Origin of the sequence: Streptomyces sp. IMTB 2501 (genome assembly GCF_001953885.1) — a bacterium.
Taxonomy (GTDB): Bacteria; Actinomycetota; Actinomycetes; order Streptomycetales; family Streptomycetaceae; genus Streptomyces.
The window spans coordinates 94,495-120,756 of the sequence record NZ_MQUS01000023.1 but is presented as its reverse complement, the minus strand read 5'-3'; the positions used below and the strand labels follow the sequence as shown (position 1 = coordinate 120,756).

At 69.4% G+C, this 26,262-nt stretch carries 22 protein-coding genes and 4 pseudogenes; 12 read left to right on the top strand and 14 right to left on the bottom strand.

Features of this window, described 5'->3' with window-relative positions; genetic code table 11:
• Positions 1-750 precede the first annotated feature (750 nt).
• On the top strand, positions 751-1,005 hold the full coding sequence (locus AV521_RS48805; RefSeq protein WP_143658694.1) for a hypothetical protein: 255 nt from the start codon (positions 751-753) through the stop codon (positions 1,003-1,005).
• Here AV521_RS48805 and AV521_RS52355 read toward each other — a convergent pair.
• From AV521_RS52355 to AV521_RS32430, 3 genes are read right to left on the bottom strand one after another with little or no spacing between them, the layout of a single operon-like run.
• Positions 990-2,549: a multicopper oxidase family protein gene (locus AV521_RS52355; RefSeq protein WP_305965203.1), complete on the bottom strand. Its 1,560-nt coding sequence runs from the start codon at positions 2,547-2,549 to the stop codon at positions 990-992. The two genes, AV521_RS48805 and AV521_RS52355, sit on opposite strands and share 16 nt — an antisense overlap.
• Before the next feature lie 23 nt (positions 2,550-2,572).
• Entirely contained in the window at positions 2,573-2,992 is a 420-nt protein-coding gene (locus AV521_RS32435) for a hypothetical protein (protein ID WP_076093447.1), read from the bottom strand.
• On the bottom strand, positions 2,985-3,341 hold the full coding sequence (locus AV521_RS32430) for a darcynin family protein (RefSeq protein WP_076093445.1): 357 nt from the start codon (positions 3,339-3,341) through the stop codon (positions 2,985-2,987). The genes AV521_RS32435 and AV521_RS32430 overlap by 8 nt, the downstream gene beginning before the upstream one ends.
• A gap of 121 nt (positions 3,342-3,462) precedes the next feature.
• On the opposite strand from AV521_RS32430, the gene AV521_RS32425 reads away from it, so the two are divergent.
• Together AV521_RS32425 and AV521_RS32420 are read left to right on the top strand one after the other, a co-directional pair.
• Positions 3,463-4,218, top strand: a complete 756-nt coding sequence (locus tag AV521_RS32425) for a TetR/AcrR family transcriptional regulator (protein WP_179023539.1) — start codon at positions 3,463-3,465, stop codon at positions 4,216-4,218.
• Between the two features lie 181 nt (positions 4,219-4,399).
• Entirely contained in the window at positions 4,400-4,594 is a 195-nt protein-coding gene (locus AV521_RS32420; RefSeq protein WP_076093443.1) for a hypothetical protein, read from the top strand.
• Positions 4,595-4,781: 187 nt separating this feature from the next.
• Here AV521_RS32420 and AV521_RS32415 read toward each other — a convergent pair whose 3' ends face one another.
• On the bottom strand, positions 4,782-6,740 hold the full coding sequence (locus AV521_RS32415) for a nitrate- and nitrite sensing domain-containing protein (RefSeq protein ID WP_076093441.1): 1,959 nt from the start codon (positions 6,738-6,740) through the stop codon (positions 4,782-4,784).
• Positions 6,741-7,037: 297 nt separating this feature from the next.
• A complete protein-coding gene (locus tag AV521_RS32410; protein ID WP_076093439.1) occupies positions 7,038-7,424 on the bottom strand; it encodes an AbrB family transcriptional regulator in 387 nt (128 codons plus the stop codon).
• Between the two features lie 350 nt (positions 7,425-7,774).
• Here AV521_RS32410 and AV521_RS32405 point away from each other — a divergent pair, with 350 nt between their 5' ends.
• Genes AV521_RS32405 through AV521_RS32395 form a run of 3 tightly spaced genes read left to right on the top strand, consistent with a single transcriptional unit; the run spans position 7,775 to position 9,193 of the window.
• Entirely contained in the window at positions 7,775-8,140 is a 366-nt protein-coding gene (locus AV521_RS32405) for an RNHCP domain-containing protein (protein ID WP_076093437.1), read from the top strand.
• A gap of 23 nt (positions 8,141-8,163) precedes the next feature.
• Positions 8,164-8,607: an RNHCP domain-containing protein gene (locus AV521_RS32400; protein WP_076093549.1), complete on the top strand. Its 444-nt coding sequence runs from the start codon at positions 8,164-8,166 to the stop codon at positions 8,605-8,607.
• Positions 8,608-8,650: 43 nt separating this feature from the next.
• Positions 8,651-9,193: a GNAT family N-acetyltransferase gene (locus tag AV521_RS32395; protein ID WP_076093435.1), complete on the top strand. Its 543-nt coding sequence runs from the start codon at positions 8,651-8,653 to the stop codon at positions 9,191-9,193.
• Positions 9,194-9,334: 141 nt separating this feature from the next.
• Here AV521_RS32395 and AV521_RS32390 read toward each other — a convergent pair whose 3' ends face one another.
• Together AV521_RS32390 and AV521_RS32385 are read right to left on the bottom strand one after the other, a co-directional pair.
• Positions 9,335-9,736, bottom strand: coding sequence for a hypothetical protein (locus tag AV521_RS32390; protein ID WP_076093547.1), 402 nt, complete (start codon positions 9,734-9,736; stop codon positions 9,335-9,337).
• Positions 9,733-11,709, bottom strand: a complete 1,977-nt coding sequence (locus tag AV521_RS32385) for a heavy metal translocating P-type ATPase (RefSeq protein WP_076093433.1) — start codon at positions 11,707-11,709, stop codon at positions 9,733-9,735. Before AV521_RS32385 ends, AV521_RS32390 begins: the two co-directional genes overlap by 4 nt.
• 152 nt (positions 11,710-11,861) lie before the next feature.
• Here AV521_RS32385 and AV521_RS32380 point away from each other — a divergent pair, with 152 nt between their 5' ends.
• The 4 genes from AV521_RS32380 to AV521_RS32370 all read left to right on the top strand — a co-directional run bounded on the left by AV521_RS32380 (position 11,862) and on the right by AV521_RS32370 (position 15,834).
• Positions 11,862-12,260 (top strand): metalloregulator ArsR/SmtB family transcription factor, encoded by a 399-nt coding sequence (locus AV521_RS32380; protein ID WP_076093431.1) that lies wholly within the window; start codon positions 11,862-11,864, stop codon positions 12,258-12,260.
• 366 nt (positions 12,261-12,626) lie between these two features.
• Positions 12,627-12,758 (top strand): hypothetical protein, encoded by a 132-nt coding sequence (locus AV521_RS51345; protein ID WP_256725766.1) that lies wholly within the window; start codon positions 12,627-12,629, stop codon positions 12,756-12,758.
• Positions 12,759-13,030: 272 nt separating this feature from the next.
• Positions 13,031-13,462 carry a hypothetical protein gene (locus AV521_RS32375; protein ID WP_076093430.1) on the top strand — a complete coding sequence of 144 codons (432 nt, stop codon included), beginning with the start codon at positions 13,031-13,033 and terminating at the stop codon, positions 13,460-13,462.
• Positions 13,463-13,503: 41 nt separating this feature from the next.
• On the top strand, positions 13,504-15,834 hold the full coding sequence (locus AV521_RS32370) for an MFS transporter (protein WP_076093428.1): 2,331 nt from the start codon (positions 13,504-13,506) through the stop codon (positions 15,832-15,834).
• A gap of 74 nt (positions 15,835-15,908) precedes the next feature.
• On the opposite strand, the pseudogene AV521_RS46910 reads toward AV521_RS32370, so the two are convergent.
• The 5 genes and pseudogenes from AV521_RS46910 to AV521_RS51340 all read right to left on the bottom strand — a co-directional run.
• Positions 15,909-16,643 (bottom strand): annotated as a pseudogene (locus tag AV521_RS46910) (YceI family protein).
• A gap of 603 nt (positions 16,644-17,246) precedes the next feature.
• Positions 17,247-17,519, bottom strand: a pseudogene (locus AV521_RS52870) (helix-turn-helix domain-containing protein); the annotation flags it as partial.
• Positions 17,520-17,572: 53 nt separating this feature from the next.
• Entirely contained in the window at positions 17,573-18,589 is a 1,017-nt protein-coding gene (locus AV521_RS32355; protein ID WP_076093426.1) for an alpha/beta fold hydrolase, read from the bottom strand.
• A gap of 1,048 nt (positions 18,590-19,637) precedes the next feature.
• Positions 19,638-20,378, bottom strand: a complete 741-nt coding sequence (locus AV521_RS32350; RefSeq protein ID WP_076093424.1) for a class I SAM-dependent methyltransferase — start codon at positions 20,376-20,378, stop codon at positions 19,638-19,640.
• A 312-nt stretch (positions 20,379-20,690) separates the two neighbouring features.
• Positions 20,691-21,111 (bottom strand): annotated as a pseudogene (locus AV521_RS51340) (transposase); the annotation flags it as partial.
• A gap of 74 nt (positions 21,112-21,185) precedes the next feature.
• On the opposite strand from AV521_RS51340, the gene AV521_RS32340 reads away from it, so the two are divergent.
• Positions 21,186-21,698, top strand: a complete 513-nt coding sequence (locus tag AV521_RS32340) for a hypothetical protein (RefSeq protein ID WP_143658693.1) — start codon at positions 21,186-21,188, stop codon at positions 21,696-21,698.
• A gap of 490 nt (positions 21,699-22,188) precedes the next feature.
• On the opposite strand, the gene AV521_RS48800 is transcribed toward AV521_RS32340, so the two are convergent.
• Positions 22,189-22,428, bottom strand: coding sequence for a hypothetical protein (locus tag AV521_RS48800; RefSeq protein ID WP_143658692.1), 240 nt, complete (start codon positions 22,426-22,428; stop codon positions 22,189-22,191).
• Positions 22,429-22,703: 275 nt separating this feature from the next.
• Between AV521_RS48800 and AV521_RS52865 the strand changes: the two are divergent.
• A pseudogene (locus tag AV521_RS52865) lies at positions 22,704-22,830 on the top strand (IS5/IS1182 family transposase); the annotation flags it as partial.
• A gap of 1,347 nt (positions 22,831-24,177) precedes the next feature.
• On the opposite strand, the gene AV521_RS32330 reads toward AV521_RS52865, so the two are convergent.
• Entirely contained in the window at positions 24,178-25,149 is a 972-nt protein-coding gene (locus AV521_RS32330) for a GNAT family N-acetyltransferase (RefSeq protein WP_076093416.1), read from the bottom strand.
• Positions 25,150-26,262: the final 1,113 nt, after the last annotated feature.

Sequence of the window (26,262 nt, the reverse complement as noted above, 5' to 3'; positions counted from 1 at the left end):
GCTGCGGGGTGGCCCCGGATGTGAGGACTGGTACGGCGCGGCTGCCGGCGCAGATTGCTGATGCGGCATCACCGTGGGGACCGGGCGGTGCGTGCGCAGCTGTGCCTCGAACCGTGCCTCGAACCCGTCGTACGGCTTCCGGGACTTGTCGGGCCTGGCGGTGCAGGCGACGACGGATCCGTCGACACGCCGGAGCGTCACCACGGCGAGGAGAAAGAACACCAGCCTTGTTCAGCAGGCTGTAGAGGCCCACCGAAGCGGGCAGTACCAAGACCGTGACGCATCCGGCCGGTCACGTCGGACGACGAAACCGTGGTCGTGGAATTGGACACGTACCCCTCCCCCGGGCTTGGCTCTGACGCCAGCGATCTTACGCACGCCGCTCACCCTGGACAGACGCCATGTCCGGTGGTCGTCTTCGGACGGGTGAAGCGTCAGCGACGAGTTCGGCCACTGACATCCACAGGGGCCTTTCCCCACCCAACAGCGAGCAACTGGGACATCGTGACTGGCGAGGCATTGGGGCACACCGGCTGTCCCCCAAGCAGCCCGAACTCCCGCTCTCGCCTGCGCCCTCGGCACCGAGGAGAGGTCTGCGGAGCCACCTTCTGCCGATCGCAGCGCTCATCCTCTCGGCCGCCGCTCTGGCCTGGACGACGATCGCGGGATCGCCGCTGCTCGCCGGCCGACCCACGGCGACGACCGCCCCGTCGTCCACCCCGCCGTCGACGCCCCTGCCGCCCCCACTTCATGTCCACCAGGATCTCCATCAAGACGGAGCCGAAGGACGAGTTCTCCTCTCCCTCCAACAACCGCTTCCCGTCCAGCAGCCCGATGCTCGCCACGACCGACCCGCGTCCCGCCGTAAAGTGCGCCGTCCTAGGAGACGTCCTGGCCTGCACAAGTGCGGACGGCGGCGGGGACATCCGCCTCATCGGCGGCCAACTCGCTGACACCGGCGGCCCTGGGCCCGGTGCTGTGCGTACTCCTTACACCACCTCATAGTTGGCCATCATCGCCATGTCCTCGTGCTCCAGGTTGTGGCAGTGCAGCAGGTACCGGCCCCGGTAGCCGCGGAAGCGGACCAGTGCGTCCACGACCTCGTACGGGCGGACATCCACCGTGTCCTTCCAGCCGGCGTCGGTGGGCTCGGGCACGCGGCCGCCTCGCGACAGGACCTGGAAGTGGGCCAGGTGCAGATGCACGGGGTGGTGGAAGTCGCTGGTGAAACGCCAGCGTTCGACAGTGTTCAGGCGCGGGCGGGCCAGGATCTCCGAGGTGCTGAAGGGGCGGCCGTTGATGGTCCACGCGTCGTCGGAACGGCGGAAGTCGAAGTGCCGGGTGACGACGGCGGACGCCGGGCGCAGCGCCGTATAACGCGAGAGGTGGGCTGGGACGTGGCTCGCGTCCTTCCTCTCCTTACGGGCGACCCGGAAGCGCATCACCTGGCGCATGCGGCCATCCGCCAGGGTGTTGACCAGGGTGACCTCAGTCCCCACCGGGCAGTCGGTGAAGTCCACGACCACGTCGAAGCGTTCCGCCGGTGCCATGGGGATTCGGTCCAGGCACTGGGGTGAGGCCAGCAGGCCGCCGTCGCTTCCGATGTGTGTGAAGGGGAGCGTGCCGCCGCCCTCGCGTTTCAGGACGAGGTGGTAGCGGCGGGCGTTGGAGGCGTTCAGCAGGCGGAGGCGATGGCGGGTCGCGGAGACCTCCGCCTCGGGCCAGGGCGCGCCGTTCACCAGCTGTACGTCGCCGAGGACACCGTCCATGTAGGCGTCCTGGACGCCCGGGGTGCCCGTGCAGGTCGGCGAGTGGCCCGGGTAGCGGAAGGAGCCGTCCTCCTCGAAGGAGCGGTCGCAGATAAGCAACGGGATGTCCCGCTCGCCGCCGGGGAACGGGAGGGCGTCCTCCTCCTGGTCGTGGACCAGGAACATACCGGCCAGGCCCCGCCAGACCTGCGGGGCGCTGAAGTCCATGCGGTGGTCGTGGTACCAGAGCGTCGCGGCCCGCTGGTCCATCGGGTATGTGTAGGTCTTGTAGCCCTCCCAGACCGTCCAGTCGGACGCGGGAGCGTGCATGCTCCCCATGCCTTCCTTGCCGTGTGTCACTCCCCGCGCCTTGAACTCGGCGCCGCACTGGGCGGGGACGAGCACATCGGTCGGGTAGCCGTCGGAGTGCGGCGGGGTGACACCCCCGTGCAGGTGCAGGGAGGTGGGCACGGACAGCTTGTTCAGAACCCGTATCTCTGTCCTGCGGCCGGAACGGACAGTGAAGGTAGGGCCGGGGAAGATGCCGTCGTAGCCCCAGACAGTCGTCTTCAGCCCGGGGATGATCTCCACGGATCCCTCGCGCTGGGTGATGTCGTAGAAGTCGGTGCCACCCGTCGTGCGCGAAGGGCGGGCGCGCGGCGGTACGGGCAGGGGCACCGCGAACTGGCGCGGCGGGCGGATCCTGCTGGCCAGGACGGTCCCCGTGCGCTCGCCCGACCACTTCGCGTACGCCGCCGCTCCGGCGGGTATGGCGAGCCCGGCTGTGGCACCGGCTGTCACCCCCAGGAATCGTCGACGCGACGTCACCCGCGCTTCCCCTCCCCGTGCTGGTAAGTGCACGCCCAGCAGGCCAGGGCCACGCCCACCCCGAACACACCGAGTGCCAGCGGGACATGGCCACCCAGCATCCGGGCAGCCCCCAGCCCCATCTGGGCTCCGACCAGCACGATCAGTCCGAGCGCGAGCGCGAACGGCCACGCCGGTCCCCTCATCGAGCGCCACACCAGCAGGGCGGCCACGGCTTCGACCAGGCTGAGAGCTGCGAGCACCTGCGCATTGGCCGCGTGCAGGTCGAGAAATCCCACATCACCCGTGATGAACAGACCGGCCAGGGCCGCCTGGAGCAAGGTGTCGAACAGGAACAGCAGCGAGGTAGCGCGCAGCAGCGTGAGGGGCAAGGCACGGGGCGGCTCCGCAGATGGTATGCCGGACGTGTCAGCCATGCGTCGCTTCATCCTCACCGGTGGCGATGTGCGCCTCGAACGCCTGGAACCCCGCCTCGACGCCCATGAAGATGTTGTTCATGACCAGGTAGCCCTGGGAGATCAACGGCGAGTCACGCAGCTCCTCGACGAGGAAGTAGTACGCCTTGAGGTCGTCGGTCTCCAGCATGGCGAAGTCGGAGAAGTCCGTGGTGAACGCCTCCGCGTCGAAGAAGCGGGCCGAGACGCGGTCGGCGTACTTGGCGAACACAGGGTGGATGTGGGCTCCCGCCATCGCGTTCCGCTCCTCGCGGGACAGCGCCAGCCAGGCTGGGGTGAAGGTGTAGGTCAGGATGATCGTGGTTTTCACGACAGCTGCTCCCCGTACGTAAACGCTGTAAGCTTACGGCGTTTACTTCAAATGATCGGCGTTAACATTGTCAAGTACGGGCCGGTTGGCGGAGCCGCCGAAGAGCAGGAGAGAGACAGCCGTGAGCAGCGAGTTCGCGCCAGTGTCGACGCGCCGGGCGCGGCAACGCGAAGAGGCGCGGGAGCGCCAGCGCGCCGAGACGAAGTCCGAGATCCTGGGCCACGCACGCCAGTTGCTGGTGGACGAGGGCCCCGCCGCCGTCTCCCTGCGCGCCATCGCGCGCGAGATGGGGATGACCGCGCCGGGCCTGTACCGCTACTACGCCGACCACCGCGAGCTGGTCCAGGCACTCACGGCCTCCCTCTACGACGAGTTGGCCGCCACCCTGCGGCATGCCTGCGACCAGGCACCCGAGCAGTCCCCGCGAGGCCGCTTCGCCGGCACGGCCCGAGCCCTACGGACCTGGGCGCTGAGCCACAAGCCGGAGTTCGCCCTCATCTTCAGCAAGCCGATGCCCGACGCCGACTGCGCACCGGGCGACCCCTGCCACGCGGCCAGTTGGCGCTTCGGCGGCGTCTTCGTCGACCTGATGACGGAATTCTGGCGTACGGGCATCCTCTCGCGACCCGAGCCCGGCACCCTCGACCTGGACTGGCTCCCCCAGCTGGAGGAGATGCGGGAGCACCTGGGCTCCGAACAGCCGCCCCTGGAAACGCTGTACGTCTTCGTCCTCGCCTGGTCCCGCCTGTACGGCGTGGTGTCCGTGGAGGTGTTCGGACACCTGAACTTCGCCCTGACCGATCCCGAGCCGCTGTTCGAGCACAACCTCCGCGACATCCTGGAACTGCTGCAAGCCGACCCGCAAGACAACCAGTAGCCCCTACCGCGCCGAGGTCAGGGCCTCGGCCGGCGCTTCGACGGCTCCAGGAGCGGGTCCCGCGGTGCGGGAAACGGGGGGCTGCGCCTCCGCTGGAGATCTTTGGCGGCGCGGGTTACGTCGGGTTGTGACGGCTGGCGTCGGCCGCGCTGTGCCGGGAGAACGAGGCATCCGGACGGCGGTGGATTTCGTCCACGAGGCCGCCCTCGACGACGAACGCTACGACACCCCCGAAGCGCCCGGCGTGGACGTGGCCCTGCGCAGCCTGTCCCTGATCCGCGACCACGAACGGACCCTGGAACTGCCCGGCCCGCACATCGATGGTCTGTACGAGTACCACCACCGGGCCGTGCAGCCAGGGCGCGCCCCCTCTTGAGGCCACTGTCACCGACGTTCTCACGCTCGCCATGTCGGCTTGGCGGCTTGGCGGCTTCCACGGGCCTCATGGCCCGGCATGGCGGCCCTCGCGAGGGTGTCCGCGGCTTCCGTGTACCTATGGCGGGCATCCGCGACCATGACGCAGCTGAACACAGACGGCCCGCCGGTGGGACGTCGGTGGGCCGTCATGTGGTGGCTGTCGCGGCTGAGATGTCCGGCTGCTGGACGAGTGCGGCGGGCAGGGCGACATAGGCCGTGACGCCTGTACCCTCTGTGGGCCGCAGCTCGACCTGGGCGCCGAGCCGGGTCGCGAGCGCGCCGACGACGTGGTGGCCCAGGAACCTGGTGGGTGTCGCGAGCAGTGAGCTGCCCTTGCCGGACAGCAGGGCGTTGGCCTGAGCCATCCGCTCGGCAGTCATCCCTATTCCTTGGTCGATCACGGCAAGACAGTATTCGCCGCCGTCCCGCCAGCCGCAGACCTCGACGCGCTGCGTGGGCGGACTGAACATCAGGGCGTTCTCCACCAACTCGGCCAGAAGATGCGAGAGTTCTGCGACACAGTGGCCTCGGACACGGCACGGCTCGACGCCGGTGAGAGCGACCCGCTGGTATTGCTCGACCTCGGACACGGCCGACTGCACCACCTCGGCGACGGTGGTCGTGCCAGGCCATGGACGCGTCGGCGGCCCCTCGCCGGCGAGGATGAGCAGGGACTCGGCGTTACGGCGCATGCGCGTGGCCAGATGATCGAGTTCGAAGAGCTCGGCGAGAGCGTCCGGGTCGAGCTCCTGGCTCTCCAGAATGGTGATCAGGCCGAGTTGTCGAGTGAGGAGCGCCTGGTTGCGCAGGCCGAGGCCGGCCAGGGACTCGGTGCTGTTGCGGCGCAGGACGGCCTGTTCGGCGGCGAGGCCGACGGCGGTGCGCTCGACGTTGCGCAGCGCGGCTGCCAGCCGGGTGATCTCCCTTGCGGTGCCGGGTACTTCGGCCGGGTCGGGGTCCGCGGGTGGTGGGGTGTCGGGGTCGGCCTCCTGAATGTACTTGACCACGTCCGGCAACCTCGTGCCGGCGACCGCGTCGGCCTCGTCTGCCAGGGCACCCAGAGGGCGAGTGATGGAGCGAGCCGAGAGCACCGCGAGCCCACCGGCCACGGCGAGGATCAGTGAACCCAGGGTCAGGAAACCGATGAGCTGCCGGGTGGCCGCGTCGCCCACCTGGCCCGCGCGTGCTCGTACGTCGTCGCCGACCTGTTTCTGCACGCCGTGCAGGTCGTCGACGAGCACCGTCATGTCGGCCCACCAGCGGACCGGGGCGACATCGAGGCGCGAGCCGTCGGCCCCCGACTCGGCCTTGGCCTCGTAAGCGCTGACGCGGCCGGCGGCGGACGTCTTGAAGGCTTGTTCGAGTGCGGACTCCTGTGCGCTGTCGGCGAGTTGGCGGAACTGGCCGAGCGCGGCGACGCGCGTGGCCCGGATATCGGTGAAGTCGAGGTACTCGCCGGAGTGGAAGCGTCGCGCCGCGAACACTCCGTTCAGGGAGCCGCGTTCGAGGGCGACGGCCTCCGTGGCGCGGGCGAGGGCCTGCAATGCCTGCACGCCTTGGGCGATACGGCGGTCGACGGCGGGCGCGCCGGCCGATTCGGCGTCGATCAGGCCGTTGATGGCCCGGGTGTAGAAGCGGAGGGTGGCGGCGCGGTCGGCGGTGCCGGTGTCGACGCCGGAACGGGTGCTGATGAGGCCGGAGAGGGGAAGCTGGGCCCGGCGGAGGGCAGAGGCCGCAGCCCCCGGCAGATCACCACTCTCCCCCGAGAACGCCGCACTCAACGACATGCGGGCCTCATCGGTGCGCGCCCGCTGCCTGTGGACATCGTCCCGGTACGCCTCGGCGCCGCCCAGCAGACCGTTGGTGAGACCGCGTTCCCGCTGGAGTTCACGGATGAGGTCCTGCACCTGTAGGAGGACGCCGACCTGGGACTCTGTGGCCCGAGCCGCGGACCAGTCGTGGATACGGTCGGAGACGGCCAGCCCGGTCAGGGCGAGGAGCAGGCAGGTGGGTACGGCAAGGACGACGGCCACTCGGCCACGGATGGAGCCCCAGCCGGGAAGGCGGACGGACTGGTCAGGTCTGCGGATTCGGTTCCCCGTCATACCCCTTGAGGCTAGATACGGCCCGGCAGGCCCCTCGTTTCCAGCTCGTAAGACATCGATTCACAGGTGCTCACCCGGCACACACAGCAAGCGTGAGACGGGCGACGGCGCGCACCGGGCTCGGCCGTCGGGTGCGCACACCTTGCGGGTGCGGACCGCCTGGGTGAGACCTACGGAGAGGCGTCCCCGCAGGTCAGCACAGATGCGATCAAGAGACCCCCGGTCGGCACACCGGAAGAACGGTCCTGTGGTTTCAGCGTTCGGCCGGCACCGGGATCCCTGCCGTCGTGCCATCCGCTACGTGTCCTCGGCGCGGGGCGGCATCGGACCGGCTCCGGGTCGGGCGGTAGAGCGGCGGTGGAGGATCCAGCGGATCAAAGCGGGGGCGGCCAGGACCATGAGGAAGAGGCACAGGGCCTGGACAGCGAAGACAAGGGTGACGTTGGCATTGGAGGCGCTGGCGGTGGCCGGGGCGGCGTCGATGCCGCCGGGTGTGGTGACGAGGTGGAGGTTGCCGAGGGTGATGTGGGTGAAGGCGGTGACCGCCCAGGCGAGCAGGCCGCTGTGGTCACGGAGCAGGCGTGGCAGGCGTGGCCGGGTCCATTCGAAGCCACACCAATGCGCATGGACCTGAACAGACCCAACAGGCAGAAAACCGCCCACCGAGCCACCGACCGCCCGCATGCCGGTGCTTCTCCCCAATATTCATTGGCCAGGGCTTCGCGCGAGTCGTTACCCTGACTCCCGTACTTCTGATCGCATACCGGGTCATACCACCCGGCCACTGGGGCTTCGTGCCTTCGAAAGGGTGTGTCTATGACCCGGCCCGCGCCGAGCGCGCCTCACCGCACCGCGTAACACTCCGGTCTCTCCGCCGCCGATTCCGCGCGGCGACCGGACGTGAGCATCCGGTGCCTTGGCAGCCCACGCCCCACGCCTTCCGTAAGGCCGTGGCAGATGCGTGTGGCTCCTGATCGGCGAGGCCGCTCGGCCTGCTCTTGCTGCCATCTCGTCTCTCAGCAAGGAGCACCCGGGTGTCCACCCACAACCCGTTCCACACCCTCAAGATCGACACCTTCGCCTGCGTACGGTGCGGCCTCACCGTGACCGCCGCCACCGCCGACGGCACTCGGCGCAACCACTGCCCGTCGTGCCTCCACTCCCGGCACGTCACCGACCATGTCGAGGGCGGCCCGAACGACTGCCACGGGCAGATGTCGCCGATCGCCATCGCCGTACTGCGCACCGGCGACTGGATGCTCATCCACCGCTGCGTACGCTGCGACGAACTCACCTCCAACCCGATCTGCGCGGACGACAACCAGCTCATCCTCATGCGCATCGCCGTCCGCCCGCTCGCCCAACCGCCGTTCCCGCTCGAAGCGTTCGGCGCCCTGTGACGGGCCGGAAGGAGGAGACGACCGTGCCACGGCACAACAACACCCCCCGCAGCAGTCAGTCCTCGACCCGGCGGCGCCGCTCACAGCGGCACAAGGACGTGCTCCACACACAAGGCGGCCACCGCGCAGGCGACTTCAAGTGCGTCGGCTGCCGCCTCGACGTGTCCCTCGACACCCCGGGCACCGCACACCGCAACCACTGCCCGAACTGCCTGGCCAGCCTGCACGTCGACCACCGCATCCCGGGGGACCGCGCCTCCACCTGCCGGGGCCGTATGGAGGCCATGAGCATGTCCGCGCGCGCCGATGGCGAGTGGATGCTGATCCACCAGTGCCTGGCCTGCGGCGAACTCAGCGCCAACCGCATCGCGGGAGACGACAACCCGCTCGCTCTGGTGCGCCTGGCCCTCAGACCGCTCCACGGCACGGGCACGGACATCGCCCACCGCGCACTGCTCTCCCTCTGACACGACGCCACCAGACCAACTTGAGAGGCCCCCCCCCATCACCATGAAGATCAGGACCGAGGCCCCGAACGACGCCCCACACGTACGGGAGGTCATCACCCGGGCATTCGGCTCCCCCGAGGACGCCGAACTCGTCGACGCCCTGCGCACGGACGTGTGCTGGATCCCGGAGCTCTCCCTCGTCGCCGAGGACGACCACGGCAGGGTCATCGCCCACGCCCTCCTCACCCGCGCGAGCATCGGAACCGCCCCGTCCCTCGCACTCGCCCCGGTGTCGGTGGCTCCCGAACACCAGGGCCTCGGAGTCGGCTCCGCCCTCATCCGCGCCGCACTCGACACGGCGCGGAACACGGGCGAACGCACGGTGACCGTCCTCGGCCACCCGACGTACTACCCGCGCTTCGGCTTCGAGCCCGCCGCCGCCCACGGAGTGACCTGCACCCTGAGCGCCGGCCCTGACGAGGCCAAGATGGTCCTCTCCCTCGACGGCAGCCCCATCCCGACGGGCGACATGAGCTTCGGCAAGCCGATGACCGACGCGGTCCGCGCCTACCAGCCGGAGCAACCGGAGAGGACCAGAACGTAGCGCAGGACGTGACCAGGTAGTCGATGGCCTCAGCGCCACCGCACGAACGCCGACCGGAATCAGCGCGGGGCACTCGGTCTTCGGTGCCCCGCCCCCGACCTGCGCGTACGGCCACCGGCCAGGCGAAGCGGCCTCGGCCGCTCAGCGCTCGGCGCCTCGGCGGACTCGCCGCGACGGAGCGAACTCGTACAGGTCCAGGGTGGCGGGCGGGTCGGCGAGCCCAGGGCCTCCGGAGCGGACCCAGCGGACGATGTCGGCCGTCGCGTCGGGGTCGTTGACCAGCCCGAGCCATACCGGTCGGCCGCCCGCGGCCCGGCCGGCAGAGGACGGCTGGACCACAATGACGTTCGCCTGCTCGCAGGTGTCGAGGCAGTTCACCGCTCGGACCCGGGCGACTGCGGCCAACTCTGCCTTGAATGTGGCGAGTTGGGCGGTGCTGTCGACTCCGAGGATCTTGGGGGTGCCGCAGCAGCAGCCCCGGCACACGGTGACCGTGCACCGGGGCTCGTCCCGCACCGGGACCGGGGGCTTGCGTCGGCTCACTCGGCTGCCCGCCGCCACGCCGCCTCGCGCAGCAGTCGAAGCCCGTTGAGACCGACGATGACGGTGGAGCCCTCGTGGCCGGCCACGCCCAGCGGCAGCGGCAGGGTGCCGATCAGGTCCCAGGCGACCAGCCCCGCGATGAAGACACCCGCGACGACCAGGTTCTGCACGACGAGCGTGCGGGCACGCCGGGACAGCCCGATCACGGCCGGAACGGTGCGGAGTTCGTCGCGGACGATCACCGCGTCGGCCGTCTCCAGCGCGAGATCGGAGCCCGCCCGGCCCATGGCGACACCGGCATGCGCAGCGGCCAGAGCCGGTGCGTCGTTGACACCGTCACCGACGACCATCACCTTGCGGCCCGACCGCTCCAACTCCCGCACGGCGGCCACCTTGTGCTGGGGCAGCAGCCCGGCCCGTACGTCGTCGATACCGACCTCGGCGGCCAGACGGGCGGCAGCACGGGAATTGTCGCCGGTCACCAGCACAGGCGCGGCACCGGTGAGGGCGGTCAGGGTGGACACGGTCGCTGCGGCGTCGGCACGCAGCCGGTCGGCGAGGCCCAGCAGCCCGGCCGGGGTGCCGTCGACGGTGACCAGGACGGCGGTCCGGCCGCCGTCCTCCAGCTCACCGGCGACCACCGTGGCCCGTGCGGATCGCGGGTCCTCGGCCCCGTCCAGCAGCCGCGCCGGCGCCCCGACGGCGACCTTGCGTCCGTCGACGGTCGCGGTGATCCCGACGCCGGGCGTGGAGCCGAAGTCCTCCACCACCGGCAGGTCCAGGCCCCGTTCACGCGCCGCGTCGACCACCGCCCGCGCCAGCGGATGCTCGCTCGGGTGCTCCGCCGCCGCGGCGAGCCTCAGCAGCCGGTTCTCGTCCAGCCCGGCTCCGGCGAGCGGGCGGACGTCCGTGACGCGCGGGGTGCCCTCGGTCAGCGTGCCGGTCTTGTCCAGCGCGACCGCCTCGACCTCGCCGAGGCGCTCCATGACCACTGCGGACTTCACCAGCACACCGTGCCGTCCGGCATTGGCGATGGCGGACAGCAGCGGCGGCATGGTCGCCAGGACGACCGCGCACGGCGAGGCCACGATCATGAACGTCATCGCTCGCAGCAGCGAGCCGGTCAGGGCCGCGCCGAAGGCGAGAGGCACCAAGAAGACAGCGAGGGTCGCGGCCACCATGCCGAGCGAGTAGCGCTGTTCGACCTTCTCGATGAACAGCTGGGTCGGCGCCTTGGTCTCGGACGCCTCCTCCACCATGCGCACGATCCGGGCGATCACCGAGTCGGAGGCGTCCCGCTCGACGCGCACCCGCAGGGCACCGGTGCCGTTCAGGGTGCCGGCGAAGACCTCGTCGCCCCTCACCTTGGCCACGGGCAGCGGCTCACCGGTGATGGTCGCCTGGTCGACATCACTCGCGCCGTCCAGGACCCTCCCGTCAGCACCGACGCGCTCGCCTGGCCGCACGAGGACGGTGTCGCCCACGGCCAGAGACTCCACCGCGACGGCCTCCTCTTCGCCGGACGCCGTGAGCCGGGTGGCCATGGCCGGTGCCAGGTCGAGCAGACCGCGCACCGATTCGGCGGTGCGGGCGGTGGCGAGGGCCTCCAGCGCGCCGGAGGTGGCGAAGATGACGATCAGCAGCGCGCCGTCCATCACCTGGCCGATCGCCGCCGCCCCGAGCGCCGCGACCACCATCAACAGGTCGACGTCGAGCGTCTTCTCCTTCAGCGCCCGAAGACCGGCCCAACCCGGCTCCCAGCCTCCGGCCGCATAGGTCAGCACGTACAGCGGCCCCCACGCCCAGGACGGGGCACCCGTCAGCTGCAAGGGCAGCGCCAGCAGGTACAGGACCAGAGCGGCAGCCGCCCAACGGGCCTCGGGCAGCGCGAGGACACGGGTACGACGCCGCAGCGCGGTGCCCTCACGCGCGGCCTGAGCAGGTGCGGGCGGGGTGAGAGTGGAGGAGGTCATCGGAACGGAGGTCCTTCACGACGGACGACGGCAAAACGGCATGACGAGGTCGCGGACAGCCGGACACACCGGGGCACCGCTCCCTACACCGTACAGGACTACATGAAGACTCATTCATGCGTTCATGAAACCGACTCCGTAGGATGAATGCCATGGGCCACCGAGCTGACGCCAAGACCACCACCAGCACCGCGCGCGAGCGTCTGGAAACCGTGGGCGCCGCCCACGTCGCCAGCACGCTCCAGGCCCTGGCCACCCCCTCCCGGCTGCACATCCTGACCCGGCTCCAGGAAGGCCCGTGCGCCGCCACCGAACTGGCCGACGCCGTCGGCATGGAACAGTCCGCCTGCTCCCACCAACTGCGCCTACTGCGCAACCTCGGCCTGGTCACGACCGAACGCCAGGGCCGCTCCGTCATCTATGCCCTGTACGACAACCACGTCGCCGAACTCCTGGAACAGGCCCTCTACCACGTCGAGCACCTACGCCTGGGCATGCGCGACAAGCCCACCGCCCCAGCCACGGCGGACGCGGCGACCGGGGCGCTCTGAGCAGCCCTGACAGGCGTTGCCTTAAGCGGACGCCGGAACCGGTCCCCCCGGATGCCCGGCCGCGACATCCAGAACCCCGACCGGGCGGGCCGACCGGTACGGGCATCGTTGTGCCAGTCGCGGCCACCCGACGGCACCCCATGAACATGACGGCCAGGGACTGATCCCGCACGGGCTAAAGGGCCAAGCGGCACGACCAGAACTCGGCACTTGAGCCCCTCACAGGCGATCAGCCATGGAAGCTCCCCCGCACCTGACGGTTGGGGGTGGCCCTGTTCGTGACCACCAACCACATCAACACCGCAGAACCATCAAGGAGTTACCCGCGCACTTCCCCTGACCCGGCCGCGCAGATGAGTCCCGGCCGTGGACGTCGGTCCGGCCCGCCCGGCCTGCGCCATGACCGCCGCCGAACGCGGCCACCAGGTCACCCTGTTCGACGCTGCGAGCGAGAACGGCGACCGGCTCAACATCGCCCGCAAGGTTCCCCGGCGATGAGGGGGCAGACGACACGCTGCGCCCCTCCCGCCGTCAGCTCGACGAGCACGGCGCGACGTAGGCCTGAACACCACGCTCACGCCCGAGGACATGACCGGTTACGGCGATATCTTCGCCGCCGGCGGGCTCCGCTTCGCAGAGGTGGCGGGACAACCCGGTTTGTGACCTGCCCCACAGCCGACAGGGGTAACGATCGAAACGATTGAGTTTCGCTGCAGGATTGCCTATCTTTTCTGTACGAAACCGTTTCGGACCGATGGCGGGCGGACACCATGACGACGACCGACTCGGAGGCCGAGCTGAGCGGCGCGTGGCGCACCAGCCCGACTCTGGACTGGGAGCGCTTCGCGGCAGCTGCCGACCTGCCACGCATGGGCGACACGAGACTCACCGCCGTCAGCGTCGCCGTCGCCGTCTGGACGCGGTTCCAGGGCCGCCGCAACTCCATCCGCCTGGAGAACGGCGGCTCGCCGTGCGGCGGTCCGTACGAGTTCGCGACAGCACCGGCCCACAAGGTCGGTCCCCGCCAGAGCCAGGGCGGGGACCGCTACGAGACGTCGGCCGGACGAGGAACGGAGATCCGGCGCGGATGCCGGAACGCGCCCTGCGCCGCGGCCACACGGGCCAAAGACGCGGCCATCCCCTTGTCGTGCCGCGTCCGACGACGGCGCGCTCCGCGGACACCGTCGTCCTGCCGGTGCTGACGCACAACTGAGCAATCCGAGCCCCATGAGGGAGCCCCATCGTGGAAGCCATCCCGGTCGCCACCGTCCAGGCCGGGCCGTCCGGCCAGACCCATGCCCCACCGAAGCACCGATGGTGGGCGCTGGCCGTGATCGGCCTCGCCCAGCTCATGGTCGTGCTCGACGCCACGATCGTGAACATCGCGCTGCCGTCCGCCCAGCAGGACTTGGGCTTCGACAACAACGGGCGGCAGTGGATCGTCACCGCCTACTCCCTGGCCTTCGGCAGTCTGCTCCTGCTCGGCGGCCGACTCGCCGACCTCTTCGGCCGAAAAACGACCTTCATCATCGGCGTCGTCGGCTTCGCCGCCGCCTCCGCGATCGGCGGCGCAGCCAACGGCTTCGCCATGCTGGTCGTCGCACGCGCGGTGCAGGGACTGTTCGGCGCCCTGCTCGCCCCGGCGGCACTCTCCCTGCTGACCACGACGTTCACCGAACCCAAGGAACGCGCCAGGGCGTTCGGCATATTCGGCGCCATCGCCGGCTCCGGCGCCGCCGTGGGCCTTGTCCTCGGCGGCCTGCTCACCGAGTACCTGGACTGGCGCTGGACGCTGTATGTCAACGACGCCATCGCGGTTCCCGCGCTGATCGGTGCGATCGTCTTCATCGGCCGTTCCGTCGCAGCCGAGCAGCCGAAGCTGGACATCCTCGGTGCCGTCCTGGTCTCCGGCGGCCTGTTCGGCATCGTCTACGGCTTCGCCAATGCGGAGACGCACGACTGGGGCAACTGGATGACCTGGGGCTTCCTCGCCGCGGGTGGCGTCCTGCTGGTGGCGTTCTTCCTCTGGCAGACCCGTGCGAAGCACCCCGTACTGCCCCTGCGCGTCCTGGCCGACCGCGACCGCGCCGCCGCCCTGTCGACCGTGCTCATCTCGTCCGCGGGGATGTTCGGCGTCTTTCTCTTCCTCACCTACTACCTGCAGTCGACGCTGGGCTACTCGCCGGTGAAGAACGGCGTCGCCTTCCTTCCGACGGTCGGCGCGCTGATGGTGCTGGCGCAGCTGTCCACCAACTGGCTGGTGCCGAAGATCGGGCCCAAGATCGTCGTACCCATCGGCATGCTGCTGGCCACGGGCGGCATGGTCTGGCTGACCCGGCTCGGCCTGGACAGCAGCTACGCGGCGCATGTGCTGCCGCCACTGCTGCTGCTCGGCGCGGGGCTCGGAATGTCGATGCCCGCAGCGATGAGCTACGCCACCCTGGGCGTGCAGGCGAGCGACCAGGGCGTGGCCTCGGCAGCCCTCAACACCACACAGCAAGTGGGCGGTTCGATCAGCACCGCGCTGTTGAACACCCTGGCCGCCAGCGCCGCCACCGACTACGCGAAGCACCACCTGACCGACCCACTGGTCAAGGCGAATGCGGCGCTGCACAGCTACACCGTCGCCTACTGGTGGTCGGCCGGCTTCTTCGCGTTCGCCGTGATCGTCACCGTGCTGCTGTTCCGCGCCAGGAAGAGCGCGAGCCTGCCCGCAGCGGATTCCGAGGCGCAGGTCCGGGCCACGGCCACGCCTGACGCCGAGGCCACCGGGCGGGCCGCCCCCACGGCGGCACTTCCGGCCGTCGGTGCGGGCGGTTCGGCCATGGTCCGCGGACAGGTGCGGGACGGCGTGGGCGCACCCGTACCACGCACCGCGATCACCCTGCTGGACACGGCGGGGCATCAGCTGGCCCGCGCCGCCTCCCGTGCGGACGGCTCGTACGCGGTGGACACTCCCGAGCGCGGCACCCTGGTCCTCATCGGCTCGGCGCCCGGGTACCAGCCGCAGGTCGTCACACTGACCCTGAACGACACACCCGTCTCCCACGACCTCGTGCTCCTGCCCAACCCGGGCGGCCTGGCCGGCACGGTGCGCGGCGGGGACGGGGAGGCCCTGCCCGGCGCCCTGGTGGTGGCCACCGACCAGCACGGTGACGTGACGGCTTCCGCCACCACCGGAATGGACGGCGGTTACCTGATCGGGGACCTGCTGCCCGGCGACTACACACTCGGCATCAGCGCGCCCGGCCACCGCCCGGCCGCCGTGCCGGCCACCGTCTCCGCCGCGGCCACCCGCTGCGACATCCGGCTTTCCGCCGCGGCGATCCTGCGGGGAGCGGTGCACACCCAGGACGGACGGGCGTTGGAGGACGCCCGAGTGACCCTGATCGATTCCGCCGGCAACGTCGTCGGAACGCGCACCACGAGCGTCGACGGGAGCTACTCCTTCACCGACCTCTCCAGTGAGCAGTACACCGTGATCGCCGCCGGCTACCCGCCGGTGGCCACCCAGGTCACACTGGACGGCAGCCAGGGCGGAGTCGACATACAGCTGGGCCACAAGGAGGCGTAGCCCCGACCGGCACACGAAAGGCGTCCGCGCCCGGCACATCCCGGGCGCGGACGCCTTTCGTGATGCCTTCGCCGTCACCCCAGGGCTGGCAGCTGCCCGCCCTGGACGGCCTGGATGAAGCTCATGGCGAAGTCCTCGCGCCGCAGTTCGGTGGTGGCGCGGAACGAGGCCCGCACGCCGCTCCACGGGTCCGGGCCGGTGCAGGGCGAGTTCGCCTTGCACAGTCCAGCGGGCCTCGCCCGCCGGAGTGAGGCCCGTACTGCGATAGGTGATCTTGGGGTGGACATCCACGTCGAGAAAGTCCGCGGAACGCAGGTGGCCGTCGCGCATCCCATTGCCCGTGTCGATCGAGGCGGCCTCGACGACCGCCTCCACGCTCGACGACAGCGGGTCGTGTGCGACCTCGATCCGGCCGCCGAACTCCTTGAAACGCCATGCACACTGGTCAGTCCGAGATGCTGGGCGACGGCGCTCACGGAGGACTGCGCCGGGTCGATCGTCCACGGCCCGGGCGGCGGAAGTTCCACGCCCCCGGCGCGGGTCAGCACCAGTGTGCCGAGGTCAGCGCCGCCGGAGGCGGTCACGATGGCGGTGGAGGCGACCGGGCCATGGCCGACGGCAGTGACGATCACTGTGTACGTCCCGGGCGCCAGGGTGTCGGTCGTCACCAGGCCGTCCTGCGACGCCTCCTGGCGCAGCATCTGCTGCCCCGCCATGTCGGTGACGGTGAGCACGGCGTGCGGGACGGCCCAGCCGTGCCTGGTACGGATCCGGGCCCGCAGGCTGCCGCCTGTTCCGGTGGTGGTCATGGTCGTTACCTCTCGAAGTCCACGGACGCGAATTGGCGGGCCCCGGCCGGGTCCCTGGTGTGCCGGTTCGCACGTCTGCGCGGCCGTACGAACCGGCGCCTTCGTCGACCTGGTGGCACCCTCGCCACGGCTCAGCTCCAGGTCGAAGCCGTCCGCTCTCACGCCGCGCGTCGAATGCCGCGACGTCGGCGACGGACAGCAGTGCGGCTCAGAACAGGGCGATGAAGTGGCCTCGCTGGAAGGCGAATCGACCGTTCCTGGAAGCAAGGTGGGCACGGGACGTACTCCCGGTCGGTCGTGGAGTGGTTGAGGGCGGGAGCGGATCGGCCCGACGACGCAGCGGCCGTGTCAGATACGGCTGGGAGTCGGGGCGCGGATGGGGACTGGGGAAGGGGGCAGGAATCAGACGCCGAAAACGGGCAGGACCACCACGACGTCGAGATACGGGGCGAAGAACGCCCGTGTCGGCAGCTGATCGTCGATCAGAGTGCGGATGACGAGCGTGCCGTGTCAGTCGTGCACCACATAGCCCAGTGCGGGGTTGTCCGAGGGGACCTCGCTCAGCGCTAAGGTCTGTTGGATGCTGGATTCCTCCTGTTGGGACAGCAGGGCGTGTATGTCGCCCGGCGGCGATCCCGTGTCCACCGCGGTGATACTGCCTGGCTTGGTTTGCCGCATCGCCGTGACGACCAGCTCGGCCTTGCCGCCCCACTGACGGTAGAGCGCCGCCTTGCTGAACCGGGTGCGCAGTGCCATGGTGTCCATGGTCAGCGCGTCATATCCGACTTCACGCAGCAGGTCGTGCACGGTCTCGTGCAGCTCGGCCGCGCGCTCGGGCGTGATCCGACTGCGGCGCGACGCTTCGACCTCAGCCATTCCACTCACACCTCATGCGGCGCCTCCCCTACATCGATGCCGCAGGCGGTGTTCTACTCAGGTCGTCGCAGGTCATGGGGGGCGGCGGAGGCTTCAGGAGACCCGATGGCCGACTGGACAGTGGCGGAGGACAAAAAGTCGACCAGGAGCGCATTGACCTCGCGGGGACGCTCCTGTTGGATCCAGTGGCCGCAGCCGGGCAGTACGACCGGACCGCGAAGGTCCGGCACGTACTGACGCATGGCATCTGTGTCCATGAAGCGTGTGGCGGTGTCCAACTCGCCGGTGACGAACAACACCGGTTGGCGGACCGCGGTCGCACCCAAGGCAGGCAGTTCTTCCCAGTCACGGTCGACGTTACGGTATCGGTTGAGCGCGCCGGTGAAGCCGGTACGGCGGAATTCCTCCACGTAGTAGGACAGGTCGGATTCGGCCAGCCAAGACGGGAGGTTCGCGGACTCGGGGATCGGGTCGAGCAGCCTGGAGTCGGCGGGCAGGCCGGTCAGCAGCCTGACCGCCAGACCCTCGGGAGCGTCCCCGGACAGCGCCGAGAAGATGAGGCGCATCGAGCGCTCGACGTCGGCCTGCAGCTCGGTTTCGGCGGCGCCGGGAGCCTGGAAGTACAGCAGCCAGTTGAACTTGTCGCCTGCCCAGCGGCGCAGAGCCTGGGTCATGGGGGCGGGGGGCCGCCGGTGGTAGGGCACGCTCAGCGAGGCCAGAGCAGGGAACCGCTCGGAGGCCAGCTGGGCGCACGCCCAGCCGATCTGGGCACCCCAGTCATGACCGACCAGCGCAGCGGTCGGCTCGTCCAGCGCATCCAGCATGCCCACCATGTCGTCCACCATCGCCTGCATGCGGTACGCCTCGACGTCGGGCAGGACTGTGGTCTGGCCATAGCCGCGAAGGTCAGGGGCGACGACGTGGAAGCCGGCCGCGGCGAGGGCGCCCAACTGATGCCGCCACGAGTACCACAGTTCGGGAAAGCCGTGCAGCAGGATGACCAACGGCCCCTCCCCTGCTTCGGCGATATGGACGTTGATGCCGTTGACGTGCAGCGTGCGGTGTCTCATGGCCTCGATGTTGGCAAACGCACGGGGAGTTGGCGTCGTACGGCGGGCGGCTCATCACTTACACCCGGCGGAGTAGCGCCAGGCTGGTGAGGTGCCCGCGGGCTCGACGTCCTTCGACTGGCGGACGTGCCGTTGGGCTGTGCGTCCGTCGTGATCGAGCGCGCGGTGCGCCGGTTCCCATGCCTCAACACCCGTTGCTCCGCAGTGACGTTCGCAGCGCAGGTCCCGGGCTGGCCAGCCCGCATACCCGTTAAGCCCGCTGGTACGAGCGTGCTCGCATCGATCGCGCTGTGCCTGGTCGGCCGCCCCTGCGCTCGTCTGGGTGCCGCGTTGAAGAGCAGGGGCGCCAAGCAGCCTTCCTAGGCGACGACCTTGAGGTCCGCCAGCCGCTCGACGTCCCTGTCGGCGGGACGCCGAGCCGCTGGCCGCATGGCTGCGCCGCCGCCCCTGGGCGGAGATCATCTGCCGTGACCGGGCCGGTGCCTGCGCCAAGGGCGCTCGTTCGGGAGCCCGGCATGCCCAGCAGATCGCAGACGGCTGGCATCCGTGGCGCAACCTCGCCGAGGCCGTGGAGAAGTCGGTATGAGCCGTGGCGCCCCCCACACGCCCTCAGGGCGGCAGTGGAACGGACGTGCAAGAGGACGCTCAATAGGGCATCCCGCCTCACACGTTCGCCTGGACGTCCTGGCAAAGGGATGGTTCATCGGCGACATCGGACTCACATACCGCAAACACGGAAGGCAGATGCCGCTCTGGCCGCCTTCTGCACGTGCTCCACAACAGCGTCACCCAGCAACTACTGCCGGGACTGGGTTCGGGTAGCCCCGCCGGCTCCGGCTGGGCCCGGCGGCACGAGGTCGGCGTCCGCGAGAATCGGCATCGCACCCCACTCACGAATCTGCCCACGGCCCATGAGCCGGACTCACGCAACTACGGGGAGCCTCCGGGCATGCGCAGGGCAGAGGGCCATCCACAGGGCAATGGGGCCTGCGGCCTTGAGCCGGATGGCGGCCCATCCCCGGCCGAACCGGGGACAGGCTGCTCGGGGTCACGCGCGGCAGCGCAGCATCGTCAGCGGGGGGTTGGCGGCGTAGTCGTCCCAGAAGTCCTTGCCGTACTCGCGCACGCCAGCGGCGGAGACATCCAGGGGAACCCAGGTGATCTCACTGAATCCGGCCGCCCCCAGACACTTCTCGTAGACCTCCTGGCAGGGCGGGTTCGCGACGAACGAGATCTGCGGGTCGAGGAGTGCGGTGATCCTCACTCGCGGCCCGATCTCGGATTCCTCGCCGGTCGATTCGCAGAGGAAGCCGTACTTGGCCAAGGACGGCCCGTCAAAACGGAAGTCCGGGCTCTGCGCGAAGACGAAGAACTCGGCCCCGTCCACGAGGCTGCGGTGGATGTTGCGGCACATCCGCTCGATGGTGGCGATGTCCTCGGCGTAATTGAACAGCTGAACCGCGACCGCGATGTCGAACCGCTGCTCGAAAGTGCGCAGCTCGGCGACGTCGCCGACCTCGTAGTGCACGCCCAGCGGGTCGCGGTCCTCCAGGGCCTGGGCCGCACAGACCATCGCGTCGGAGATGTCGACGCCGAGGACATGGGATGCGCCGCGGCGCTTGAACTCCCGGCTGTAGAAGCCTGTTCCGGAGGCCAGGTCGAGGATCGACTTGCCGTTCACGTCGCCGACGAGGGCGAGGAATCCGGGGACCTCCGCATAGCGCGCAAGAGGGAGGGTCTTGAAACCCTCGAATGCCTCGCCGATCTCGTCGTAAAGCTGACCGCTCATCGTACTGTTCCCCCTCTCATTGGCATCGGCCACCGGGACAGGCCGAACGCCTCTGGCGGGAAGTCTCCCCCTTTGGCGGCGGGGCTTTGTACTGGCGGAAGCCACAAATACGCAGCGGCTGTTTCGTGTTCATTTCGGATGACTGATGCGATCGTCGGCCCGACGTCGCAGACGTCCCGCTCGGTAAGCCGCTGAACGATGCTGTTCTCCCCGCAGGCCCGCTCGAACAGCGCATCTGCCGGGCGCGGTCTCGGCGGACCACGATCTCGGCGATCACGAGGAAGCGTGAGTGGCCGTCGATTCCGGTGACCTGACGTGGATCTTCGACCCGCGCTTGCCACGATCGGTCGGATTCGGTCCGGTGACCCCCCTCTGACTGCCCGGACACTGACCGAAACGGTGGCGCACCGCGTCCAGTCCAACTCGCCGTTCGAGCCGAGCCGATCCAGCACCATTCGGTACGGCTTCGCCCACGCCCGAGCCTTCGACAGTCCATAAAGCGTCGATGGACAGTCTGCCGGGAGGCACCGAAGACCGGCGGCGTCTGCCGCAATGTACAGCCCGACGCGGCGCCGAAGATGATCGCTGCGAGCACGGCGCGGTCGTCGCACCGCCACGGTCCGCTGCTCTGCGCCCATGCCGGGAGCTCCGGCGCCACATCCTCGAAGATCTCCCACTGCGTTCTTCGTCCATCGCCAGCCCGACGATGTCCAACGGCTCCGACGGCACCCAACGCAGGCTTTCGAAGAGGTGCATGCCAGCTGCGCTCATCCCGCGTGATGCGTAGTGGTGGATCTGTGCCATCACGTGCTGTGCGTATTCGGCCATGTGGTGGCCGACGCCGACGTGGTGAACCAGGTCATCCCCGATGACGCCCTGCTCGACGAGACGACAGCCTTCGCCCGCGAGGCCGCCAAGGGGCCCACTCACGCCTACGGCGCGTACAAGGGTCTCCTGCGCGTCTGGTCCGTCGGCGGGGTGTCCGCGGCGGACGAGGCGATGTCCGACATCGCCATGTCCCTCTTTCGAAACAGAGGATGCCGAGGCTGGCCCGGCCTCCGCAGTCAAGGCATTCAAGGCGAGCCGTCCCCGCCCCGCACTCGATGGCGAGCCAGCGTCGCGCAGAGACGCGAGCTGGGTGACAAGCTGGTCGCCGCCGTAGCCGAGGTCGAGGACTTCTGGAACATATCCCGCACTGGAATGCCTGGCGGAAGTATTTCGCCGCTGATACGCCGCAAGAAGCCGAACGCGTTCGGGAGAAGATCACAGGGGCGTATGACGACCCGTGAAGCAAGAAGCGCGCCCCGCTGCTGGGCCTGACGCTGCGCACGGCCGCCGAATGGGTGATCAGTCGGCCATTACGTGGTACACCGCTCAGCCGCACCACGGCCACGCGTGATGCAGGGCTCGCGGTACGTGCGAAACCATGAATCCGGTCCTGGCGCGCCGCGGAGATCGAAGCACCGGTCTCGCTCGTGACCGGCGCAAACCGGTGAATCGGGCTCGCGTTCACTCGGGCTCTGCCGACCGGGGGCGGCGGCCAGGCCTTTACGGTCCAGCTGCCGCGTGTAGGGCAGACGGCGGCCCGATTCGAAGGTCCAGAAATGGACTGTCATTGCCGTCGCCGCCCCGCACGGAAAGGTTGCCGCCCCGGCCGGAGCAGTGGGCGCAGGCCTTCGGTTGTGGTCGGCAGGGCGGTCAGGTAGAGGGATCCTGCCCCTGCTCCTGACCGCCCTGAGGGGTGGGTGGGCGGACTTACTCCACGTGCGGTTGTGCGGTCGGCCGGGAAGGAACTACCGGCCGCTGTCCGTCAGTTGCAGAAGTTGAGGAGGTCGAGGAGGCCGTTGCCGCACTTGTTTTCGTCCCCGCCGCCGTGGCCGCCGCCGTAGGCCGGGGCGGCCTTTGTGACGACGTGCGTGGCGGGCGTCGCGGCCACGGCGGACGTGGCAGTCGCCACCCCCGCCGCACAAGCGATGCCCACGGCGGCACACACCGCGAATACTCGCGGAATCCGAGAAACGGTCTTCTTGGGGTGAGGTGTAGTGATCATGAAATCACCATGCACACCCTCGCGACCGGTGTCGCGCCGAGCGCATCCGAGCGGGTGAGCCGCCCCCCAGAGACGGATCAGAACGCGTTTCCGGGGATGCGCCGACCTCGGCTGACCGCGATACGCAGCACATCGCTCAGTGAACATTTTCAGCGTGGCCGCTGATGGGGTGACGGCGTTGGTGTCCGCAACGGACAAGGCTCCCGTGCCGTTGAGGGAGGTGTTCGACGTTTCACCCCACCGGCGCAACAGTTTCCTGTCCTGCCGAACTCGACCTGCCTCATTCTCTGGTCGAGTGGGTCACCACACTCATTTTCACCCGTGAGCATGACCGCCGCTGCCATCTCCCGCCGCCCCGGCGTGCTGGTCGGCCGGCTGCACCTGCGTCGGTACGACACGCTCGCGCACATCCGCACACATCGCGGCTGGCTTGGGTATCTCCGTCCGCACGGAGTGAACGCGCAGGTCGTGGCCGACCCGGCAGGGCGGCCTTTGTGGATCTCGCCCACGCTGCCCGACCGTGCCTACGAGCTGAGCACGGCCCGCGCCCAGAGGCAGAGCTGAAATGACTCACGCGGCGCGTGGGCCGCGCCGCCCGGCAGCGCGGGTCGGCCTAGGCGCGCCACGGTCGCCTTATGGACGGGCGGCAGCGCCTCACGGCGTTCGACCAGCCCGCCTCCGGCTCATGCGTGAGGATCGTGAACGAACGGTCCCACTCGGCACCGTCACCGGTGAGAAGCGCCTTGGCCACGTCCGCCGCACCCGGGTGAGTGCTCCGCGTGCTGTGCGTCATGCCCGCACGGAGCAGGCCGACGCCGGGGCCGGGACAGCTCCTTGCTGTGGGTGTTGATACCGCTGTCAGTGGTGAATAGGAAGATTCGGATCATGACCGTGACGACGCCGACCTGAGACACATACGCGCTGTCCGCGGAACGGCGCTACCGCTCGCACGCCATGGTCTCGACGGACCCTGCCGAGCAGAACTTCGGCTACCAGCTGATCACCCCCACACCCGGACGGAATACCCACCGCCACCGCCCTGTTCGGACCACCGCGGCCAGACGGCACCCCGTCACAGGTCCCGGGGCAAGACCACCCGACGCTGGCATTCCTTGCGGACGGGACAGTGGCTGTCAGCTCACGGCCGGGAGGCGCCCACCTCATCTCACCTGACCTGAGTCGGGTTCTGGCCTCCTGGCCGATGCCCTGGGGCTGGGAGGAGGAAAGGGCGAGAGCCGGGAACCCCTACGCCGCGTCGATCAACGTCACCCCCTCGGGCCGGCGAACATCATCGCCCTCTCCGAACCCGGCAGCATCCTCGCTCCCTGCTCCAAGGCCACATTGGGGCCCTGACGAGCCTCTATGCGCGCACGAAACGGCAAACCGACGCCGACTTGTACCCCCACGTCCACTTCCAGGGCGCGCCCGTGGGTCGCGACAATCGCCCCACGCCCTCGCTGACCGAGCCACTGTCGCAAGACGCCCACAGGGCCTACGACCCGGTGAATTGGCACTGGATCGACAGGTCGGCAGGTCGGCCCAGGTGCATCACATCAGGGTCTCGCGCTGCGCTCCCTGGTATGGACACCGCCTGGGTCTACGACGTTCGGATCGGCCAGGACGCGTTCGGTGGTGTCGATGACCAGCTCACTGACGCGGCATGCCGTGCTCGTCCGTGTGCGTAAACCACCTGAGAGTCGATCGTCGGCCGCATGCTGGAGGGCGGTGCGCTGCGCGATCGCGTTTTGCTCAAGGTGACTCGGCGGAAACGCCCTGGGCCCCGGTCTTGATGAGCGGAGCGTCTCGTGTGAACTCCCGGAACCCGACGCTGTAGTACAGCCCGCGGGCCTTGGGATGCCCTGGTGCGCCGAGACAGACGACCGTCATGTGATGGGCCCCGGCCGACCGCGCCAGGTGCATCCCGTGCAGCAGCATCGCCCTGCCCAACCCGATTCGGCGGTAGTCGGGATGCGTTCCGACCGGCTCGAATTGGGCGGTCCTGTTCGCCTCGTCGAGCCACATGATCGTCGATGCGGCCATCGTTCCGTCCGGTGCCTCCACCAGGACGTGCAGGTCGCCGCGGTACGGCGGTGTCCGGCGGACGCCCTCGTAGCCCTCGGCTGTATATGTTGACGGAGCCCAGGCGTCCACATGGGCCTGGACCGCGGCCAGCGGCCCGGCCTCGTCGGCGGTGCGGAATCGGAATCCGTCCGGCAGCAGTGGCGGTTCCAGGTCATTGAGGTCCCGCTCATTGAGTTGAGTCCAGGAGCCGGTGTCGCCGAGCGAGGCCGGATCGGTCTCATAGCCGTGCGCCGCCCATCGCTCCAGGGCGAACTCATCGGCAGCGCTGGGCATCACGGTGCGCTCGATGCCGGCCGCCACACCGTCGTACCAGTCGATCACCTCGTCCACCAGCTCGTTGTGGTCGGGATGGACCTGATAGCCCAGATAGGCGTTGGTGACGTCCTTCACCGACCCATCACTCCGTCGCACCTGGTGTGGAAGAAAGGCCCAGCCCCACGCGACCAGAAGGTGATCGGAGAACCACAGCCGCCGCAGCCAGCTCTCGCCGTCGCATGCGTGCCCTTTGCCCCAGATCCAGGCCAGCTCTCCGTACGACGCGTCGCTGTTCACCAGGTCGGGACGGACAGCGGTAACCCGCTGCGCCAGGCCCTGCATGAGCTGCACGTCCGCTGCAGTCACGAGCTGGGAGTCATCCATGGTGCGCCACTGTGCCAGGGCTCCGCGAAGCCATCGAACCATTTTCCAGGGGTCGAGGATCACAGCAGCCGGCAGCGCAACGCCCGAAGCAATGCGTTTTGGCAGGCGAGCTCCGAGCGGCTCGTTCGCTCGGGCAGAGCTCGTTACACCGTCTTGTCGAGGTGTGCTGGCGGGGCGTGGCCAGCGGGACGATTTCGCCGTTCGCGTGGTGTGGAACGACGGAGAACCACATGTCGTAGTGGCCCTCGTCCAGGTCCTCGACGAGGCCCTGGTGTGTCGGCTGCCACCCGAGCAGTCCTTTGTGCGGGTGCTGGACCCCTGCACGCCCAGGTGGAAGAGGACGGCGAGCCCCCGAAGTGCTCCTCGGCCGCGTCCGGGGTGAAGGACACGGCCGGGGAGGCCGGGACCCCGTCCGATCTCATCGGAGACGGCCCGGGTCGGCACGCCCTCCTCCGCGACGCCGTGCAGCATCCACGGCGGGCCAGTGGTTGGTACCGTCACCGATGCAGCCGCAGACGCCGTGTTTGCGGGCCGCGCCGACCAGGCTCACGACGAATCCGTGCTCGCCATCACCGTGCACCATTGACGGGAGACGTACGCAGGAGGAGCGCACCCCGGTCCGCGAGAGCGAGCGCCGCCTGCGCCGAGAGGGTACGACCGCCGCCGGGTAGGGCGGCGTTGGGCACGTCCTCCTCCGTCGCAAGCGAGCCTGGCGGGAGCCACCAGGCCGGAGGCGATGGCCAGCGGCCCGTCGGAATCCGCCGGGATCTCTTCGAACGTCTCGATCGCGCAGCGGCCCGCGTCCATCGCGGCCGTGGAGTCGCCGGAGAACGACTCCTCGTGCTTGAAAGCGAGATGGATGACGCCGTCGGACGCGGCGGCGGGCCCAGGACACGGAGGTCGTCGAGCGAGCCGCGGTGGACCTCGGCGCCGACGGCCTCCATGGGACCGGCCGACGCGTCCGAGCGGGCTCAGGGACGGACAACCTCGTGGCCCGCCGCGAGAAGCTCGGGGACTGCGGCGGAGCCGATCGAGCCGGACGCGCCGGACACGAAGAGGGGTAGGGGAACCGCCTGCCGTCGATGGTGCGTCGATGTCATGTACTCACATTCG

Excerpts from the sequence above, each read along its gene's own strand:
- AV521_RS48805 (WP_143658694.1), top strand. The coding sequence starts at position 751 with ATGTCCACCAGGATCTCCATCAAGACGGAGCCGAAGGACGAGTTCTCC.
- AV521_RS32435 (WP_076093447.1), bottom strand. The coding sequence starts at position 2,992 with ATGGCTGACACGTCCGGCATACCATCTGCGGAGCCGCCCCGTGCCTTG.
- AV521_RS32415 (WP_076093441.1), bottom strand. The coding sequence starts at position 6,740 with ATGACGGGGAACCGAATCCGCAGACCTGACCAGTCCGTCCGCCTTCCC.
- AV521_RS32410 (WP_076093439.1), bottom strand. The coding sequence starts at position 7,424 with ATGCGGGCGGTCGGTGGCTCGGTGGGCGGTTTTCTGCCTGTTGGGTCT.
- AV521_RS32395 (WP_076093435.1), top strand. The coding sequence starts at position 8,651 with ATGAAGATCAGGACCGAGGCCCCGAACGACGCCCCACACGTACGGGAG.
- AV521_RS32385 (WP_076093433.1), bottom strand. The coding sequence starts at position 11,709 with ATGACCTCCTCCACTCTCACCCCGCCCGCACCTGCTCAGGCCGCGCGT.
- AV521_RS32380 (WP_076093431.1), top strand. The coding sequence starts at position 11,862 with ATGGGCCACCGAGCTGACGCCAAGACCACCACCAGCACCGCGCGCGAG.
- AV521_RS32375 (WP_076093430.1), top strand. The coding sequence starts at position 13,031 with ATGACGACGACCGACTCGGAGGCCGAGCTGAGCGGCGCGTGGCGCACC.
- AV521_RS32355 (WP_076093426.1), bottom strand. The coding sequence starts at position 18,589 with ATGAGACACCGCACGCTGCACGTCAACGGCATCAACGTCCATATCGCC.
- AV521_RS32350 (WP_076093424.1), bottom strand. The coding sequence starts at position 20,378 with ATGAGCGGTCAGCTTTACGACGAGATCGGCGAGGCATTCGAGGGTTTC.
- AV521_RS48800 (WP_143658692.1), bottom strand. The coding sequence starts at position 22,428 with ATGATCACTACACCTCACCCCAAGAAGACCGTTTCTCGGATTCCGCGA.
- AV521_RS32330 (WP_076093416.1), bottom strand. The coding sequence starts at position 25,149 with ATGGATGACTCCCAGCTCGTGACTGCAGCGGACGTGCAGCTCATGCAG.